Origin of the sequence: Desulfovibrio sp. TomC (genome assembly GCF_000801335.2) — a bacterium.
Taxonomy (GTDB): domain Bacteria; phylum Desulfobacterota; class Desulfovibrionia; order Desulfovibrionales; family Desulfovibrionaceae; genus Solidesulfovibrio.
In genome coordinates this window covers 56977-71041 of sequence record NZ_JSEH01000001.1, presented here as the reverse complement: position 1 = coordinate 71041, position 14065 = coordinate 56977, and the positions used below count along the sequence as shown (strand labels likewise).

Below are 14065 nucleotides of genomic sequence, written 5' to 3'. Positions count from 1 at the left end.
ATGCGTACTAATGGTGATGATGGTCGTGGTCGCCCATGGGATGCCCATGGACATGGCGGTGCAGGATCAGATTCGGATTCCGGATCAGGCGGCCGTTCTCAATGGAATAGTAGGTATCGGTCACATGGGCCAAAAAATCCCAATCGTGGGAAATGATGATCATGGGTTTGCCGAGGCGTTCCAGAATAGCGACCAACCGTTCCCGAGTGGCTGGGTCGAGTCCCCCGGTCGGTTCGTCCAGCAGTAAGGCATCCGGCTCCATGGCCAACACCCCGGCCAGGGAAACGAGTTTTTTTTCGCCGCCAGACAGGCGATGGGCCAGCCGTTCGCCAAACCCCTCCAGGCCGAGCATGGCCAGGGTCTGCTCGGCCAACGCACGGGCAGCCTCCCCCGACAGGCCCCGGTTGAGCGGTCCGAAGGCCACGTCGTCGAGGACGGTCGGATAGATGATCTGATCATCGGCGTTTTGCAGCAACATGCCGATGCTGCGTCGCACCTCCCGAAAATCGCGCTCGGTTGCAACGGTACGCCCTTTGTGCCGGACCACACCGGACTGAGGACGCAAAAGGCCCATGATCACATGGAGCAGCGTGGTTTTCCCGGACCCGTTGGGTCCGAACAGCCCGATACGCTTGGTGGCCTCGAAGCGCAAATCCAGTTCCGACAACACGGGGCTCCCCGCTCCGGGATAGGTGAAACAGACCTGGGACAATTCAAGCAACGGCTCAGACATTCCCACTCCTGACCAGTACTTCGAAAAAAACCGCAAGCCCGGCTACGGCCACGACGGCACTCAGAAACAGCACATCCCGGCGACCAGCCTGAAACCGGTTCAGACACGGGAAAACCCCGGTAAAGCCGCGAAGCAGCATAGCTTGGTAGACACGCTGGGACCGGTCGTAGCTGCGCACCAACACCATGGCGACCAGGGCGGCGTAGGTACGATAAGTCCGTCCGTCCGTTGCCGGGACAAAGCCCCTTAAGCGGGCCGCAGTGACCAATCTCTCATATTCCTCGGCAATGACGTGAAGGTAGCGGTAGGTGAAAACAAAAAGAAAGGAGAATTTGGCTGGGACGCCAAGAGACGTCATGGCCCTTCCCAGAGCCGGGGCCGGGATGGTGGCCAACAGCGACAGGACGCAAAAAAAGACGGCGTTGGCCTTGAGCGTCACCAGCCAGGCCAGGGAGACGCCCTCCCGGCTGACGGTCAGGCCAAACTCCTGCCACAGCGGCGTCCCGGGGGTAGAAAGCGGGACAAAGAGCCAAAGAAAAAAGATGAAGACATTGACGGCTGCCGCCCGGCGCAGCACAACCCCCGGCGAGGCCCCGGACAGGGCCGTCAGGAGCAGTCCGGCTGTCAGAATGAACACCGGGGCTTGCGGCGTGCGGGCCAGGGCGGCGACCACGGACAGAAGCAGGCAGGCCGCCAATCGGCAGCGGGCGTCCAAGGTATGGATAGGCGACGTTCCATTGGCGAGTTGATCGTCGATCATGTGCCGGACCGTCTTCGGCTGCCTATATAGGCGGCAATTCCGGCCAGCCCGACCAGCCAGCCGATGCCGCCGATAATTTCCCTCAATCCCGGTCCTTTTTCCTGCTCACTGACCAGAATGGCCCGAAGAGGCGCGATTTTTTTCTCCACCGCGGCTTCCACAACAGCCTGCAAGACGGCTGGGTCCATAGCCGCCACGGCGGCTTCGGGCTGGAGGGCGGCACGGGCTTCGGCCGGCGGCGTCTGGGCCGGCTTTCCGGCAACGGACGGGACATCCGGGTTGGCGGCCGGGGGCGATGCAGCCGCAGCCGCGCCTGGCGTTGGTGCGGACGCAGCCGGCCCGGCGGCAAGGTATTCCGCAGCCTTGAGCACCTCTTCGTTTTGATGCCCCTCGCCGGCCCGCAACACGATGCGCAGGTCGGCTTTGGCCGCCCGGGCCTCGGGCGGAACGGGAAACCGAAAACTGCCGGTTTCATCCGTTTTGCCCGTCAGGTACGGCGTTCCCGTGGCGGCGTTTACCACCTCGATAGCGCCAAAGCGTACGCGCTGTGAGCGACTGTAGCTGCACTCCACCACAACGGAGTCCCCTTCGACGTAGGCAAACACATTCACCCGATGGGCCTGGGCCGGACACACTGAAACGAGAAACAACGTCGCCGCCCAGACAAGGCCCGGGAGGCGCGGCAGAAAGCGCAACATAGCGGCTCCTTGGCAGACGTCAGCCCGCCAGACGGATGGTCAGCAACTCGGGGCGCACCTTGGCCAGAAACCCAACAGCCATGGCCGTAATGACCCCTTCCACGGCCATGATGGGCAGATGGGCCAGGAAAATGGCCGTGGCCGTGGTCATAAAGGCTTCACCGGACAGGGCCAAGGCGCCGGCCGTCAACAGCGCGGCCAGGAGCACGGCACAAAAGCCGCAGCAAAATGCGCCGACCGTGCGCAGGCTCCCGGCGCTTCGCAGCCACGGCCCGAAAATCAGGGAACAGGCCACGGCCGGAAAAGCCATGTCAAAGGTGTTAACCCCCAGGACAACCAGGCCGCCGTACTGAAAAAGCACGGCCTGCAGCAGCAAGGCCACACAAATGGCTGGAAAAGCAGCCACCCCGAGGATGGCCCCGAGCAAGCCGTTAAGGATGAGGTGGGCGCTGACCGGCCCGATGGGCACATGGATCAACGACCCAACGAAAAACGCGGCCGATAGAATGGCCACGGTCATCAGGCGATCGTAATCGAGGCGTTTAAGCCCCAGGGTCGTGCCGACAGCAGCCAGAGCCCAACCGCCAGCCAGGACCGGCCCGGAGAGTACACCTTCGGATATATGCATGGCCGCCCCACGGTTGATTTGCCCGCAGCCGGGGACAACAAAAGGCCGCTGTCCCCGGCAAGGCGGTTCGTTCTACTTCTTCTTGCGCTTGGGTTCAACGAACTTGGTCCATAAAACCGCTCCACGCTCGATCTTCTTGGCGGCCCCGTCCTTTTGCACGGTCTCCGGGGCGTCGGTGAGGGCGGCAAAGCCCCACCAGCCGGCAAAAGGCACGGCACAGTTGAACACGCCGTTTGCATCAGTCTTGACCACCTGGGCCGTCATGTACTCGTTTGGGGCCTCGAAGGCCTTCTCCTTGTTGTAGTACTCCACCTCGACCGCGACGTCGGCCGCCGGCTTGCCGTCAACGAGCACCTTGCCTGTAAATACGTTGCCAACGTAGTTGCCGAACGGACGGGTCAGCGGCACGATCTCGGCAGACAACCCCACCGGCGCATCCCAGCCCTCTTCCTCGCCAAAGGCCGGCACGACCACCTTGGTCAGGTGCTCGATGAACTTGTCCTCTGCCGGCTCGAAATAGGGCTCGGGAACGAGATAAAACGTGCCGACACCGGGCTTTTTAAAGGTGAACTCGCCACTCCAGGCGTCGTGGTCCATGACCTTGGTCGGTTTAAGCGTGGCGAGCAGGTCGGTTTTCTGGTTGCCGTCCTGGACGCCAAAGGCTTTGGGCTTGGCCATATCCATGCCTTTGCCTTCCATGGGATGCGAAAAGGAGACCGTAAGCTCAACTTTAGCCTTGCTTTTGTCCGTTACCACGTCCGTCGACGGGATAATCATGCCGAAGTGGGCCAGGGCCGGGCTGGCGCTGAGAGCCAGGACTGCCAGGGTCAGAGAAAGACGGAATAGGCGCATAATGCAGTCTCCTTTCCATATTTTGGCGTCGGCATCCAGCACGACACAGAAGAAAGGTATCTCAATTTCAAACGTTATTCAATATGGTAACACGATAAGACACTCATTTTCTTCTCCTGATGCCGCCCAATCTGGAACTGCCGCCTAAAAGGCAAGCCCCAGGCGCAGGGAAACGTCTGGCTGATCCGTAGGCCGGATACTCCCTTCCAGGGAGAGGCGCTCTGTAGGACGAAACGTCAGGCTGAGTATCGGGGCAACGAGGGATCTGGGTTCGTAGACATAGTGGCTGGGGAAGGCATTGAGGGCCAGGATGGCGGCCAGGGCATTGCCCGAGGACCCGGTGGGATCAACGTGGTGGGTGAGGCGCTTGTCCAGGCGAAAGGCGATCAGGGACAGGCCGGCACTGGCGCTGAACCGTCCCCAGTCATAGCCAAGCGCAGCACTTGCTTCGTGGCTGGTCCAGGCGAAAAAAGCGTCCCGGGCCGAAGGGGGCGTCCCGGTTCCGGAGGGACTCGACACCTCTTCCCGGGCTTCGCCTGCGGCCGCGGAAAAATAGGCGTACTCCAGACGGGCAAACACCCCCTGCCCCGGTTCCCGGCGAACAACCACCCGGGCACACGGCCCCCAGACAAGCGCCGGTTTGGTCTGCCACAATTCGGCAAAACCCTGGCCGACGTTTTTGGCCTCGAAAACGCCTACGGCCGTGCCGATGTTCCCGCCAGCCGAAACGACTACATGGCGTTGGTCGATGACCCGGTACAAAGCACCAATGAATGCTCGTTGTTCGGTCCAGCTGCGGGTCCAGCCGCCATGCTGGGGCACATAGGCCGCCGAGGGGGTGAACGAGACAGGCTCCCGCATATCCCGGTAGCCCAAAGAACGTGCCGTGGCCGACAGTTCCCAAGAACCGCCGTCGGCCACGGCTGCCCCGCTCCAAAGCGCCAACAGACAGGCCACCCCTACGAGCGTGCGCCAGCCAGACAGGAAGGGCGGGAGCAAGAAAGACACTGATCCGCCGCCCGCTAGCCGTTGTCCGGCGGAGCCGCCTGCGACGTGACACCGGGTGCGGGAGCCGTGGCCGAAGGACCGCCAACGGGCACGAATTTCGTGAACCAAGCCAGATTTCGCACCATAAGATCGCGCAGCAGGCCTGGTTCGGTGATGTCATGGCCGCTTCTGGGATACGCAGCCAGACGAGTCACGATGCCGCGCCGCGACAAGGCGGTATAGAGTTCCAGGGCCTGGGTGAATGGGACCCGTTCGTCACTGACGCCGTGCTGAAACAGCGTCGGCGTTGTCATGGAGGCAGCGTATTTGAGCGGCGAACGATCAAACAGGAGGTCGAAGCGCTCATAGGCCTCGCCACCGAAATAGAGAGGAATAAAATCAGGGAGATCCATACTGCCGCAAAGGCTCGTCAGGTTGGTGATGCCGGCTCCGATGGACGCTGCGGCAAAGCGGTCGGTATGGCCGATGGCCCAGGCGGTCAGATAGCCGCCATAGCTCCAGCCCATAATGCCCAAACGGTTGGGATCGGCCAGTCCGCGGGCAACAAGCGCATTGATGCCGGTTTGCAAGTCCGCGAAATCCACCCCGCCCCAATCGTTGACGATTGCCTGGCGAAATTGCGGTCCATAGCCGTCGGAACCACGGACGTTAGGCTGGAAAAGGGCGTAGCCGCGCTCGGAAAAGACCGCCAGGGGGTAGCTGTCCAGCGAACCCAGATAGATCCGTTGGGCTGCCTGGGCCGGGCCGCCGTGCAATTCAATAAGCAGTGGCGGCGGCTCCGTTGAGGCCGCCACCGGCGGGATGTATAACCCTTCGATGGAGGTCCCGTCGGCAGACTGCCAGTGCACCGTGACGGACCGGGACGTCCGAAAAGCGGTAAAGGCGTGGTTGATGGAAGATATCGCCCGGGGAACAAATTGGTCAGCCGGCGTCAGGTAGACTTCCGGCGGGAGATCAGTGTCGGTCAGGACCAGCCCGAGAAACCGCCCGCCAGGGGACAAGACGGCCTGGGTAGCGACATGGGGCGTGTCCGACACGGGACGCGGGGCATCCCCGTTGACGGGGATGGCGTATATGACGGCGCTGACCCCTTCGGCTTCACGGACCAGGAGGCTTTTGCCATCAGCGGCCCAGCCCAGCAATTCCGGGCGGGCATTGGGGGTCTGGGCCAAAGCCCGAGGCTGTCCTCCGGCCAGGGGGACCAGCATGACCCGGCCGGCGCTGTAGTAAAACCCGGGAGCGGCACTGGCGACATAGGCCACGGTTGCGCCGTCCGGGGAAACGCTGGGGGTATTTTCCGAGGCCTCGGTCGCAGTCAGGAGCCGCACGTCGCCCCGGGCCACATCAACCACCGCGATATCGGCATTGGTGGCATCGACTGGTGCGGGATGGCTGGTCGTGGCGGTGGCGCGCCGACCCCTCGGCGGTGTGGCCGGATCGGCGGTTTCAAAAACAATGTTGCGGCCATCAGGGGAAAAGGCAAAGGCTCCAACATCCCGATCGCTGACCAGAGGACGGGGTTGTCCTCCTGGGCTCAAAGGGAAAAGGACGAGCCTGATCATACCTACGCCGCTGTCGAACACCTCCACTTCGGCATCGCAGCCGGATTGGCGCGCCTCGTTCGTCCTGACCGGTGTGGCCACGGTTGCAACCAGGGACTTGCCGTCCGGGGAAAAGGCCAAATCCAAAATGTCATCGTATCCGCCCGCGATACGGCGGGTCTGGCCGGCGGCAAGCTGCAGCAGGAAGATGTCCGTGCCGTTCTCGCCTTCGACCAGATAGGCCAATTTTGAACCGTCTGGGGAAAAGCGCGGTTTGTCGCTGGTTTCATTGTCTGCAGTGACGGGTCTGGCCGTTCCTTTGGCCGGATCGGCCAGATAGATGCGCGAGGTCAATTCGCCGGCATCGCCTTGCATCACGGCCCGGGTGACGACAAAGGCGGCGTGCCGGCCATCAGCGGTCACACGCACGTCATCTATCATGGCCACGCGCAGCATGTCGTCGATGCCAAAAGATTTCCCCTGACTTGCGGCCTTCACTTGGGCCGCCGTCAAGGGGACGGCCAGGAGGAGAAGGCAGGCCAGCAGATGTCGAATGCTTACATGGGGCACAAAGGACCTCGCAGGGAACACTGCGACAGTGTATGATCGGTTGAGGCTGTGGTCAAATCCCCCCAAAAGAAAGGCCCCCTTGCGGGGGCCGGGCAATCAGATGTGGATGGCAGTGTCAGTCGGCCGTTTGGACAGCCACAGATCGAAGAGGAATCGTGTGAAGAAAATGGCCGTGAACATCGAGGCCACGATGCCAAGGATCAGCGTTACGGCAAACCCCCGAATGGGGCCGGTGCCGAACTGATACAGGACCACGGCAGCGATGACGGTGGTCACGTTGGCGTCAAAGATGGTCAGCGTAGCGCGGCTGTAGCCCACGTCCACGGCCGACCGGGCCGTCAGCCCCCGGCGCAGTTCCTCACGAATGCGTTCAAAGATGATGACGTTGGCGTCAACGGCCATGCCGATGGTCAGGATGATGCCGGCAATACCCGGCAGGGTCAGGGTCGCCCCGAACCCGGCCAAACCGGCCACGATGAGCACCAGATTGAACAGCAGGGCCATGTCGGCCACGGCTCCGGCCACGCCGTAGTAAAGAATCATGAAGGTGATGACGATGACGCCGCCGACCACGGCCGAATAAACGCCTTTCTCGATGGATTCCTGGCCAAGCGATGGGCCGACCGTGCGCTGCTCCAGGATATTGACCGGGGCAGGCAAGGCTCCGGCGCGCAGCACAATGGCCAGATCGCGGGCTTCCTCAGTGGAAAAGCGCCCGGTGATACTGGCCCGGCCGCCGCCGATCTTTTCCTGGATGGTGGGTGCAGAGTAAACCTTGCCGTCGAGCACGATGGCCAGTTGCTTCTTGACGTTTTCACCCGTGACGCGCTCGAACTGCCGCGCGCCGCCGGGCGTGAAGGTCAAGGCCACGTAGGCCTGGTTGTTGGCATCGAAATTGGCCCGGGCGTCGGCAATATTCTCACCGGTCATGACGGCGTCGGCCTTGAGGACGATGGGCCGTTCCAGGTAGGACCCGTCAGGATTTCTGTGGCGCAAAACCGACATTTCATCGCCAGGGGGCAAGATGCCCTTCTGGGCCTTTTCCAGATCGGCCGTGTCGTCCACAACCTTGAACTCCAGGTGGGCGGTCTTGCCGATGAGCTTGATGGCCCGTTCGGGGTCCTGAAGACCCGGCAGCTGGATCTGAATGCGGTTGTCGGTCTGCTTGCGGATATCAGGTTCGGCCACGCCGAATTCGTCGATGCGGTTGCGGATGGTCTTGACGGCCTGATCCACGGTCATGCGGGCCTGATCTTCCCTGTAGCGTTTGGTAAACGACAATTTGTAAAGGAAGTGGCCTTCGGCGGAGCTGTCAACACTATCCACGTGGAGCACCGAAAAATGGTTGGACAGGAAGGTGCCTAGCGCCTCCCGCTTGTCCGGGGTGGCCAGGACGAATTCCAGCTGTTTGCCATCGGCCGTGGTCGTTGGCCGCTGGATGGCAATGCCTTCTTCCTTGGCCTGATCGCGGATATCCCGGCCCATCTGGGCCAGGGAGGTGGTCAGGGCTTTGTCCACATCGACGCCAAGAGTGAGGTGAATGCCGCCTTTAAGGTCAAGGCCCAGATTGATGACGTCATCGGGCAGGAATTTGCCCAAAAAAGTCTGCTTGACCGACCCCAGGGAGGGCAACATGTAAATGAGGCCCAAAAAGGCCACGAGACTGATCACGGCCAGTCGCCAACGCAGATTTCCAGTCATGGGCGAGGCTCTCCTTGGGAAGCTTGCGCTACTGTGCAACGACAAAACGAAGGGACTGCCGCGGCAGCCCTTCGTCGTCGCTTCGGGCGTCACGCGGCCCGAAGTGGGATATCCTTAGTCCTTTGACTTGTCTTTGCCCTTGGGCTCGGCCTTGGCCGCCGGGGCGGCAACGTCGCCGGGGCCGGACACAAAGCTGCGATTGATCTCGATATTGAGGTCCTTGGCGATTTCAACACTCAGTTTGTCGCCATGAACTTCCATGATGCGGCCGTAGATGCCGCCGCCGGTCAGGATGTAGTCGCCGCGCTTGAGGCCGCCCAGGTATTCCCGGTGCTGCTTGGCTTTTTTCTGCTGGGGACGGATAAGCAGAAAATAGAAGATGGCGAACATAAGGATAAGCGGCAAAAAGGCGGTGATGGGGTTGCCCCCGGCAGCGTCGCCGCCGGGAGCGGCGCCCATGGCGTGCGCCAGGCTCGGAAAAAGCATGATGCCTCCAGTTGAGATGGTGGTAGCGTCCGAAAGATCGTCTCGCGGCAACATCCGCATGACGATGCATGGCTCGGAACAAGTCTATCGCGCCAAAATGGATGGTCCAAAAAAGCCGCCACGTCAAGGTTCAATTGTGTTTGGGGCGACTTGGAAAGCCCGATCAGGGGGCAACGGGCCAAGGCGTACAATCCCTGGCCGGGGCAAACCCCCGACCAAAGGCCTCGGTCAGCGTTGGCAAGACCACCCGATTGCGCCGGCCGATACGGGCCGCATCCGGGCAATCAGGCGCATGAAACCGGTGGGAGGCGGTGTTGCCCACATAGGGTGCGGTTGGCCTCGGCAGGGCCAGCAGACGCGGCCATGCGCCCCGGCCTGCCGCCATGGCCCGTTGCTGGGCCGAGAGCAGCCGTTCGGCCAAATCCTGAGGCAGGTCGTCAAACCAGAAGAAAAAGGCTGCGCCCTCGCCAACGAGCCGGGCGGCGACCGACGTGCCATCCGGGAGCAGGAGGTCGCCGAGCAACCGATCGAAACGGTCCCTCTCCGGCCCGACTCCAACAAACCGCAACGAAACGCCCCGGGTGAGGCGAAGCAGGAGCGCTTGAGCCTCGCCGGCATAATACTGGGCCGGCCGGCCGTCGTGGGCCATTTCCGGGGCATCGATGCCGGCCAGACGGACCCGGCGTCCGTCGGTCAGCTGGCAGGTGTCGCCGTCAAACACGGTATCCACCCGCACCAGGGCCGGGTCCATTCCGGCCAGGAGCACTGGGGCACAGAACCAGGACAGGGCCAGGACCAAACAAAGCGTGGCGATGCAGCGCCCCCCTGCCCTGCGACCAGTTTCACAGTTCATGCTTCCTACCTCCCCAAATAAAGCGGCCGCCGCGTTTGCCGCGACGGCCGTATCCAGAGCGATTGGGCACCGCTTGGCTACTTGATGGCTCCTGGAACAAAGCCAATGGCGTCGATGGCCGCCTTGATGACGTCCTCGGGCGCATCGCCTTCAAAGGTCGCCAGTCCCTTGGCAAGATCCACGGAAACATTGGACAGACCCGGCACAGCAGACAACGTCTTGGTCACGGAATTGGCGCAGTTGCCACAGTGCATTCCGCCGACTTCAATGGTTTTCATGCGTCCTCCTTGGTCTTTGCGGCAATGTAGGCCAGGGCCGCCGGAAAATCGAGGGTGCCCTCGTAGATGGCCCGGCCGGAAATGAGGCCCTCCAGGCCCTTTTTCCCATAGGGATAGAGCGCCTTGACGTCGTCCAGGGTGGCTACGCCGCCAGCGGCGATGACCGGCAGTTCGGTCAGGGTCAGCAGGCGGGCCAAGGCCGGCAGATTGACCCCGGACTGCATCCCGTCGCGGCTGATGTCGGTATAGACCACAAAGGCCGCGCCGGCCGCGGCCAACCCGGGGAGCACGTCCTCGACGGTCTGGCCCGAGTCCTCGACCCAGCCCTTGACCTTGAGGTTGCCGTCCACGGCGTCGAGCGATACCCCGACTTGGCCGGGATGGGCGGCGCAGATGGCGGCAAAGGCCGCAGGATCGGCCAGGGCCAGGGTGCCGATGATGAGTCGGCGCACGCCGGCGTCAAGATAGGCGGCCGCCGTAGCCGCATCGCGCACGCCGCCGCCAAGCTGCACCGGAATATCGAGGCCGGAACAGATGCGGGCGATGAGATCGAAATTGCGGGGCTTGCCGCTAAAGGCGCCGTCCAGATCGATCAAATGCAGCCACTGGGCGCCCAGTCCGGCCCAATGCCGGGCCATGGCCTCGGGATCCGGCGAAAAAACGGTGACTGCGTCGGCCACGCCCTGGCGCAGCCGGACACATTGCCCATCCTTGATATCAACAGCCGGGAATACAATCACAGTCCAAGCTCCCCCAACCCCTGCTTGAGGCCTTCCTGGGCCAGTTCCATGGCCGAAAGCCAACGACCGTTTCTGGCCACGAACTTTCTGGCGTCCAGGATGTTGGCCGACAAGGATTTCTGGGTTTCGTCGAAGTGGAACTGCTTGACCAGACCGCCGGTGCGCACATCAATGAGGTAGAGAACAAAGTCGACGCTGGCCGGATTGGTGGATCCGATCTCCGAACCGACCCGTTCGCGCCAGTCAATGACCATGGGCACGACGACAAAGTCCACGCCGGCGCACTTGCCGACGTTCTGGTAGTACTGCAGCGTGGCCAGACGGCCGGATTCGTTGCCGCGCGGAGCGGATTTGGCGCAGGAAGCCGCCAGCTTGCCCGGCACGATGGTCTGCTTGGAGCCGGCCAGGGCCTGATCCATAGCGGCGTCGAGATGCACCGGGGCGACTTCCGGCACAACCCGGGCGGCAGGCAGATAACCGGCCAGCAGGTCGGCATCTGTGGCCGGGATGGTGAAGGGAATCACGGCAAAATTCTTGCCCAGGAAAGCCACGGCTGACGTGCCGGCATCGGTTGCCACCGGAGCCCTGGCAGTCGTCGCATTCTGGCGCACGCAGCCGGCCATCAGGCTCAAGCCCACCAGCGCCACGCCAAGATAGGCCAATCGTTTGCTTCGCATCAGTCCAGGCTCCCTTTGGTGCTCGGCACCCTGCTCGATCCTTGCGCGGCCGTGGCCCGGCGCAGGGCCAGTCCCAACGCCTTAAAGGCCGCTTCCACCAGATGGTGGCCGTTTTGTCCATAAACGAAATGCATATGCAGATTCATCCGGCTGGAAATGGACAGGGACTTGAAAAATTCCCGCCACAGGTCTTTTTCCTCGCCGGCAATGATCGGAGGCAGCACGTTTTCCCGGTAGACGAGATACGGCCGACCGGACAGATCGACAACCACGTCGCACAGGGCTTCGTCCATGGGCACCCGGGCGTCGCCGACCCGGGCGATGCCGACCCGGTCCCCCAGGGCCTGACGAAAGGCCTCGCCAAGGCAAATGGCCACGTCTTCCAGGGAATGGTGGGCATCCACTTCCAGATCGCCCCGACAGGCCAGTTTCAGGTCGAAACCGGCCCAGAAGGTAAGCAAGGTGAGCATATGGTCGGCAAAACCATAACCGGTGTCCACCACTGCCGTGCCGGTTCCGTCGATGGTGATCTCGACAGCCACACGGGTTTCTCCGGTCTCCCGGGAATAGGCGCCAAAACGATCAGGCATGGGCATTTCTCCAAACGCCTAAGCGCTCGGAGCCTCCTTGGAAGCCGGAGCCGCCGCCCCGGTCTGTGCCGGTTTGGCCGCTTCAGCTTGTGCCGGTTTAGCCGCTTCAGCGGTCTCGGCAGTCTCGGGATACAGCTGTTTTTTGGCCTCGGCCTGTTTTTGCTCCCGCTCCGCCCGGTCCACCTCGGCTTCCAGGGTGGACTTGACGTCGGTGCTCATGCGCCGAAATTCGGCCATACCCTTGCCGAGCGTCTTCATAAGGTCAGGCAGCTTGGAAGGGCCGATAACAATGAGGGCCACCACTAGGATGACCAGAAGCTCCGTGGAACCGATGCCGAACATAGCACTACTCTTTTGGCCGGGCCGAAACGGTCCGGGATTATGACGTCTTCGCCGTGACTATTCCCACTCGATGGTCGCTGGCGGTTTGGACGAAATGTCAAACACCACGCGGTTGACGCCCTTGACCTCGTTGATGATGCGGTTGGACATGACGGCCAGGATTTCCGAAGGCACCCGGCTCCAGTCCGCCGTCATGGCGTCGAGGCTGTCCACCACCCGGATGGCGGCCACGTTTTCGTAGGTCCGGCCGTCGCCCATGACCCCGACGGTTTTAAGCGGCAGCAAAACGGCAAAGCCCTGCCAGACCTTGCGGTACCAGCCGGAAGCCAGAAGTTCGTTCTGCACGATCTTATCCGTTCGCCGTAAAATCTCAAGCCGTTCCTCGGTGACTTCGCCAATGATGCGGATGGCCAGGCCCGGACCGGGGAAAGGATGCCGCCAGATGATGAAATCGGGCATCCCGAGCTCCACCGCCACCTTGCGCACTTCGTCCTTGAACAGTTCGCGCAGCGGCTCGATCAGCTCAAGCTTCATGATCTCAGGCAGCCCGCCCACATTGTGGTGGCTCTTGATGACGGCCGAGGGTCCCTTGAAGGACACGGACTCGATGACGTCGGGATAAAGCGTCCCCTGGGCCAGATACTTGACTTTGGGCAGCTTGGCCGCTTCGACCTCGAAAACCTCGATAAACGTGCGGCCGATGATCTTGCGCTTCTCCTCCGGGTCGGTCACCCCGGCCAACTTGTCGAGGAAAAGCTTGGAGGCCTGGATGTAATGGAGATTCAAGTCAAAATGTTCGCGTAGGTAGGCCGCTACTTCCTCACCTTCGCCCAGGCGCAACAACCCGTTGTCGACGAAGATGCAGTGGAGCTTCTTGCCGATGGCCTTGTGGAGCATGACGGCAACCACGGTGGAGTCCACGCCGCCGGACAAGGCGCAAACCACCTCGTCGTCGCCGACTTTGGCGGTCAGCGCGGCCAGCTCGGTTTCCAGAAAGCTCGACATGGTCCAGCCCGTGGTCAGGCCGGCAATGTCAAACAGGAAGTTGTGCAGGATGCGCTCGCCGTCCTCGGTGTGGGCCACCTCGGGATGGAATTGCAAGGCATAGATGCGCCGCTTAACGTCGGCCAGGGCGGCGATGTCCACGTTTTTAGTGCGCGCTGCCACGACAAAGCCGGCGGGGGGCGTGGTCACTTTGTCGCCGTGGGACATCCACACGATATGGCTGGATTTTTCCGGTAAACCGGCAAACAGCGGCACATTGGCCAGCACTTCCAGATCGGCCCGGCCGTATTCCCGGTCCGTGGAGGCGGCAACCGTACCCCCGGGCTGGTGGTGGGCCAAGAGCTGCATCCCGTAGCAGATGCAAAGCGTGGGCAGGCCCAGGGTGAAGACGGCCGGATCAAAGGGCGGCGCATCGGCGTCGGTGACGCTGGACGGTCCGCCCGAAAGAATGACGGCCTTGGGAGCCATGGCCGCCACTTCAGCGGCGGTGACGGTACAGGGATGAATTTCCGAATACACGCCGGCTTCGCGCACCCGGCGGGCGATGAGCTGGGTGTATTGGGAACCGAAGTCGAGAATGACGACTTTGTCTGGCTGGAGCAT

16 protein-coding genes are annotated in these 14065 nt (G+C 62.3%); all 16 read right to left on the bottom strand.

The genetic code is table 11. The annotated features are described in order from the left end of the window. Positions 1-7: 7 nt before the first annotated feature. A complete protein-coding gene (locus NY78_RS00415) occupies positions 8-733 on the bottom strand; it encodes an energy-coupling factor ABC transporter ATP-binding protein (RefSeq protein ID WP_043630417.1) in 726 nt (241 codons plus the stop codon). Next, on the bottom strand, positions 726-1493 hold the full coding sequence (gene cbiQ, locus NY78_RS00410) for a cobalt ECF transporter T component CbiQ (protein ID WP_043630414.1): 768 nt from the start codon (positions 1491-1493) through the stop codon (positions 726-728). The genes NY78_RS00415 and cbiQ overlap by 8 nt, the downstream gene beginning before the upstream one ends. After that, positions 1490-2191 (bottom strand): hypothetical protein, encoded by a 702-nt coding sequence (locus tag NY78_RS00405; protein ID WP_043630412.1) that lies wholly within the window; start codon positions 2189-2191, stop codon positions 1490-1492. Before NY78_RS00405 ends, cbiQ begins: the two co-directional genes overlap by 4 nt. A 19-nt stretch (positions 2192-2210) precedes the next feature. Then, the gene (cbiM, locus tag NY78_RS00400; protein WP_043630410.1) at positions 2211-2819 is read right to left on the bottom strand and encodes a cobalt transporter CbiM; all 609 of its coding nucleotides are present in this window, start codon (positions 2817-2819) and stop codon (positions 2211-2213) included. Positions 2820-2891: 72 nt separating this feature from the next. Then, positions 2892-3671, bottom strand: a complete 780-nt coding sequence (locus tag NY78_RS00395) for a DUF4198 domain-containing protein (RefSeq protein WP_043630407.1) — start codon at positions 3669-3671, stop codon at positions 2892-2894. A gap of 144 nt (positions 3672-3815) precedes the next feature. Then, positions 3816-4679, bottom strand: a complete 864-nt coding sequence (locus tag NY78_RS00390; RefSeq protein WP_047959956.1) for a hypothetical protein — start codon at positions 4677-4679, stop codon at positions 3816-3818. A gap of 14 nt (positions 4680-4693) precedes the next feature. Further along, entirely contained in the window at positions 4694-6718 is a 2025-nt protein-coding gene (locus tag NY78_RS00385) for a S9 family peptidase (RefSeq protein WP_231583661.1), read from the bottom strand. Positions 6719-6886: 168 nt separating this feature from the next. After that, complete coding sequence (secD, locus tag NY78_RS00380) at positions 6887-8491, bottom strand: protein translocase subunit SecD (protein WP_043630406.1); 1605 nt, start codon at positions 8489-8491, stop codon at positions 6887-6889. A gap of 114 nt (positions 8492-8605) precedes the next feature. Next, positions 8606-8977 (bottom strand): preprotein translocase subunit YajC, encoded by a 372-nt coding sequence (yajC, locus tag NY78_RS00375; protein ID WP_043630404.1) that lies wholly within the window; start codon positions 8975-8977, stop codon positions 8606-8608. A gap of 163 nt (positions 8978-9140) precedes the next feature. Further along, a complete protein-coding gene (locus NY78_RS00370) occupies positions 9141-9830 on the bottom strand; it encodes a thermonuclease family protein (RefSeq protein ID WP_047959955.1) in 690 nt (229 codons plus the stop codon). Between the two features lie 77 nt (positions 9831-9907). Further along, on the bottom strand, positions 9908-10108 hold the full coding sequence (locus tag NY78_RS00365; protein ID WP_043630402.1) for a heavy-metal-associated domain-containing protein: 201 nt from the start codon (positions 10106-10108) through the stop codon (positions 9908-9910). Next, positions 10105-10848 (bottom strand): 1-(5-phosphoribosyl)-5-[(5-phosphoribosylamino)methylideneamino]imidazole-4-carboxamide isomerase, encoded by a 744-nt coding sequence (gene hisA, locus NY78_RS00360; protein ID WP_043630400.1) that lies wholly within the window; start codon positions 10846-10848, stop codon positions 10105-10107. The genes NY78_RS00365 and hisA overlap by 4 nt, the downstream gene beginning before the upstream one ends. After that, a complete protein-coding gene (locus NY78_RS00355; RefSeq protein ID WP_043630397.1) occupies positions 10845-11525 on the bottom strand; it encodes a hypothetical protein in 681 nt (226 codons plus the stop codon). The genes hisA and NY78_RS00355 overlap by 4 nt, the downstream gene beginning before the upstream one ends. After that, positions 11525-12115 carry an imidazoleglycerol-phosphate dehydratase HisB gene (gene hisB, locus NY78_RS00350; protein ID WP_043630819.1) on the bottom strand — a complete coding sequence of 197 codons (591 nt, stop codon included), beginning with the start codon at positions 12113-12115 and terminating at the stop codon, positions 11525-11527. The genes NY78_RS00355 and hisB overlap by 1 nt, the downstream gene beginning before the upstream one ends. Before the next feature lie 18 nt (positions 12116-12133). Further along, entirely contained in the window at positions 12134-12457 is a 324-nt protein-coding gene (tatB, locus tag NY78_RS00345; protein WP_043630394.1) for a Sec-independent protein translocase protein TatB, read from the bottom strand. 57 nt (positions 12458-12514) lie between these two features. After that, positions 12515-14065, bottom strand: a complete 1551-nt coding sequence (gene guaA, locus NY78_RS00340) for a glutamine-hydrolyzing GMP synthase (RefSeq protein ID WP_043630391.1) — start codon at positions 14063-14065, stop codon at positions 12515-12517.

Excerpts from the sequence above, each read along its gene's own strand:
- guaA (WP_043630391.1), bottom strand. The coding sequence starts at position 14,065 with ATGCTCCAGCCAGACAAAGTCGTCATTCTCGACTTCGGTTCCCAATAC.
- cbiM (WP_043630410.1), bottom strand. The coding sequence starts at position 2,819 with ATGCATATATCCGAAGGTGTACTCTCCGGGCCGGTCCTGGCTGGCGGT.
- NY78_RS00405 (WP_043630412.1), bottom strand. The coding sequence starts at position 2,191 with ATGTTGCGCTTTCTGCCGCGCCTCCCGGGCCTTGTCTGGGCGGCGACG.
- NY78_RS00365 (WP_043630402.1), bottom strand. The coding sequence starts at position 10,108 with ATGAAAACCATTGAAGTCGGCGGAATGCACTGTGGCAACTGCGCCAAT.
- NY78_RS00415 (WP_043630417.1), bottom strand. The coding sequence starts at position 733 with ATGTCTGAGCCGTTGCTTGAATTGTCCCAGGTCTGTTTCACCTATCCC.
- NY78_RS00370 (WP_047959955.1), bottom strand. The coding sequence starts at position 9,830 with ATGAACTGTGAAACTGGTCGCAGGGCAGGGGGGCGCTGCATCGCCACG.
- hisB (WP_043630819.1), bottom strand. The coding sequence starts at position 12,115 with ATGCCTGATCGTTTTGGCGCCTATTCCCGGGAGACCGGAGAAACCCGT.
- NY78_RS00395 (WP_043630407.1), bottom strand. The coding sequence starts at position 3,671 with ATGCGCCTATTCCGTCTTTCTCTGACCCTGGCAGTCCTGGCTCTCAGC.
- NY78_RS00355 (WP_043630397.1), bottom strand. The coding sequence starts at position 11,525 with ATGCGAAGCAAACGATTGGCCTATCTTGGCGTGGCGCTGGTGGGCTTG.
- cbiQ (WP_043630414.1), bottom strand. The coding sequence starts at position 1,493 with ATGATCGACGATCAACTCGCCAATGGAACGTCGCCTATCCATACCTTG.
- secD (WP_043630406.1), bottom strand. The coding sequence starts at position 8,491 with ATGACTGGAAATCTGCGTTGGCGACTGGCCGTGATCAGTCTCGTGGCC.
- tatB (WP_043630394.1), bottom strand. The coding sequence starts at position 12,457 with ATGTTCGGCATCGGTTCCACGGAGCTTCTGGTCATCCTAGTGGTGGCC.
- yajC (WP_043630404.1), bottom strand. The coding sequence starts at position 8,977 with ATGCTTTTTCCGAGCCTGGCGCACGCCATGGGCGCCGCTCCCGGCGGC.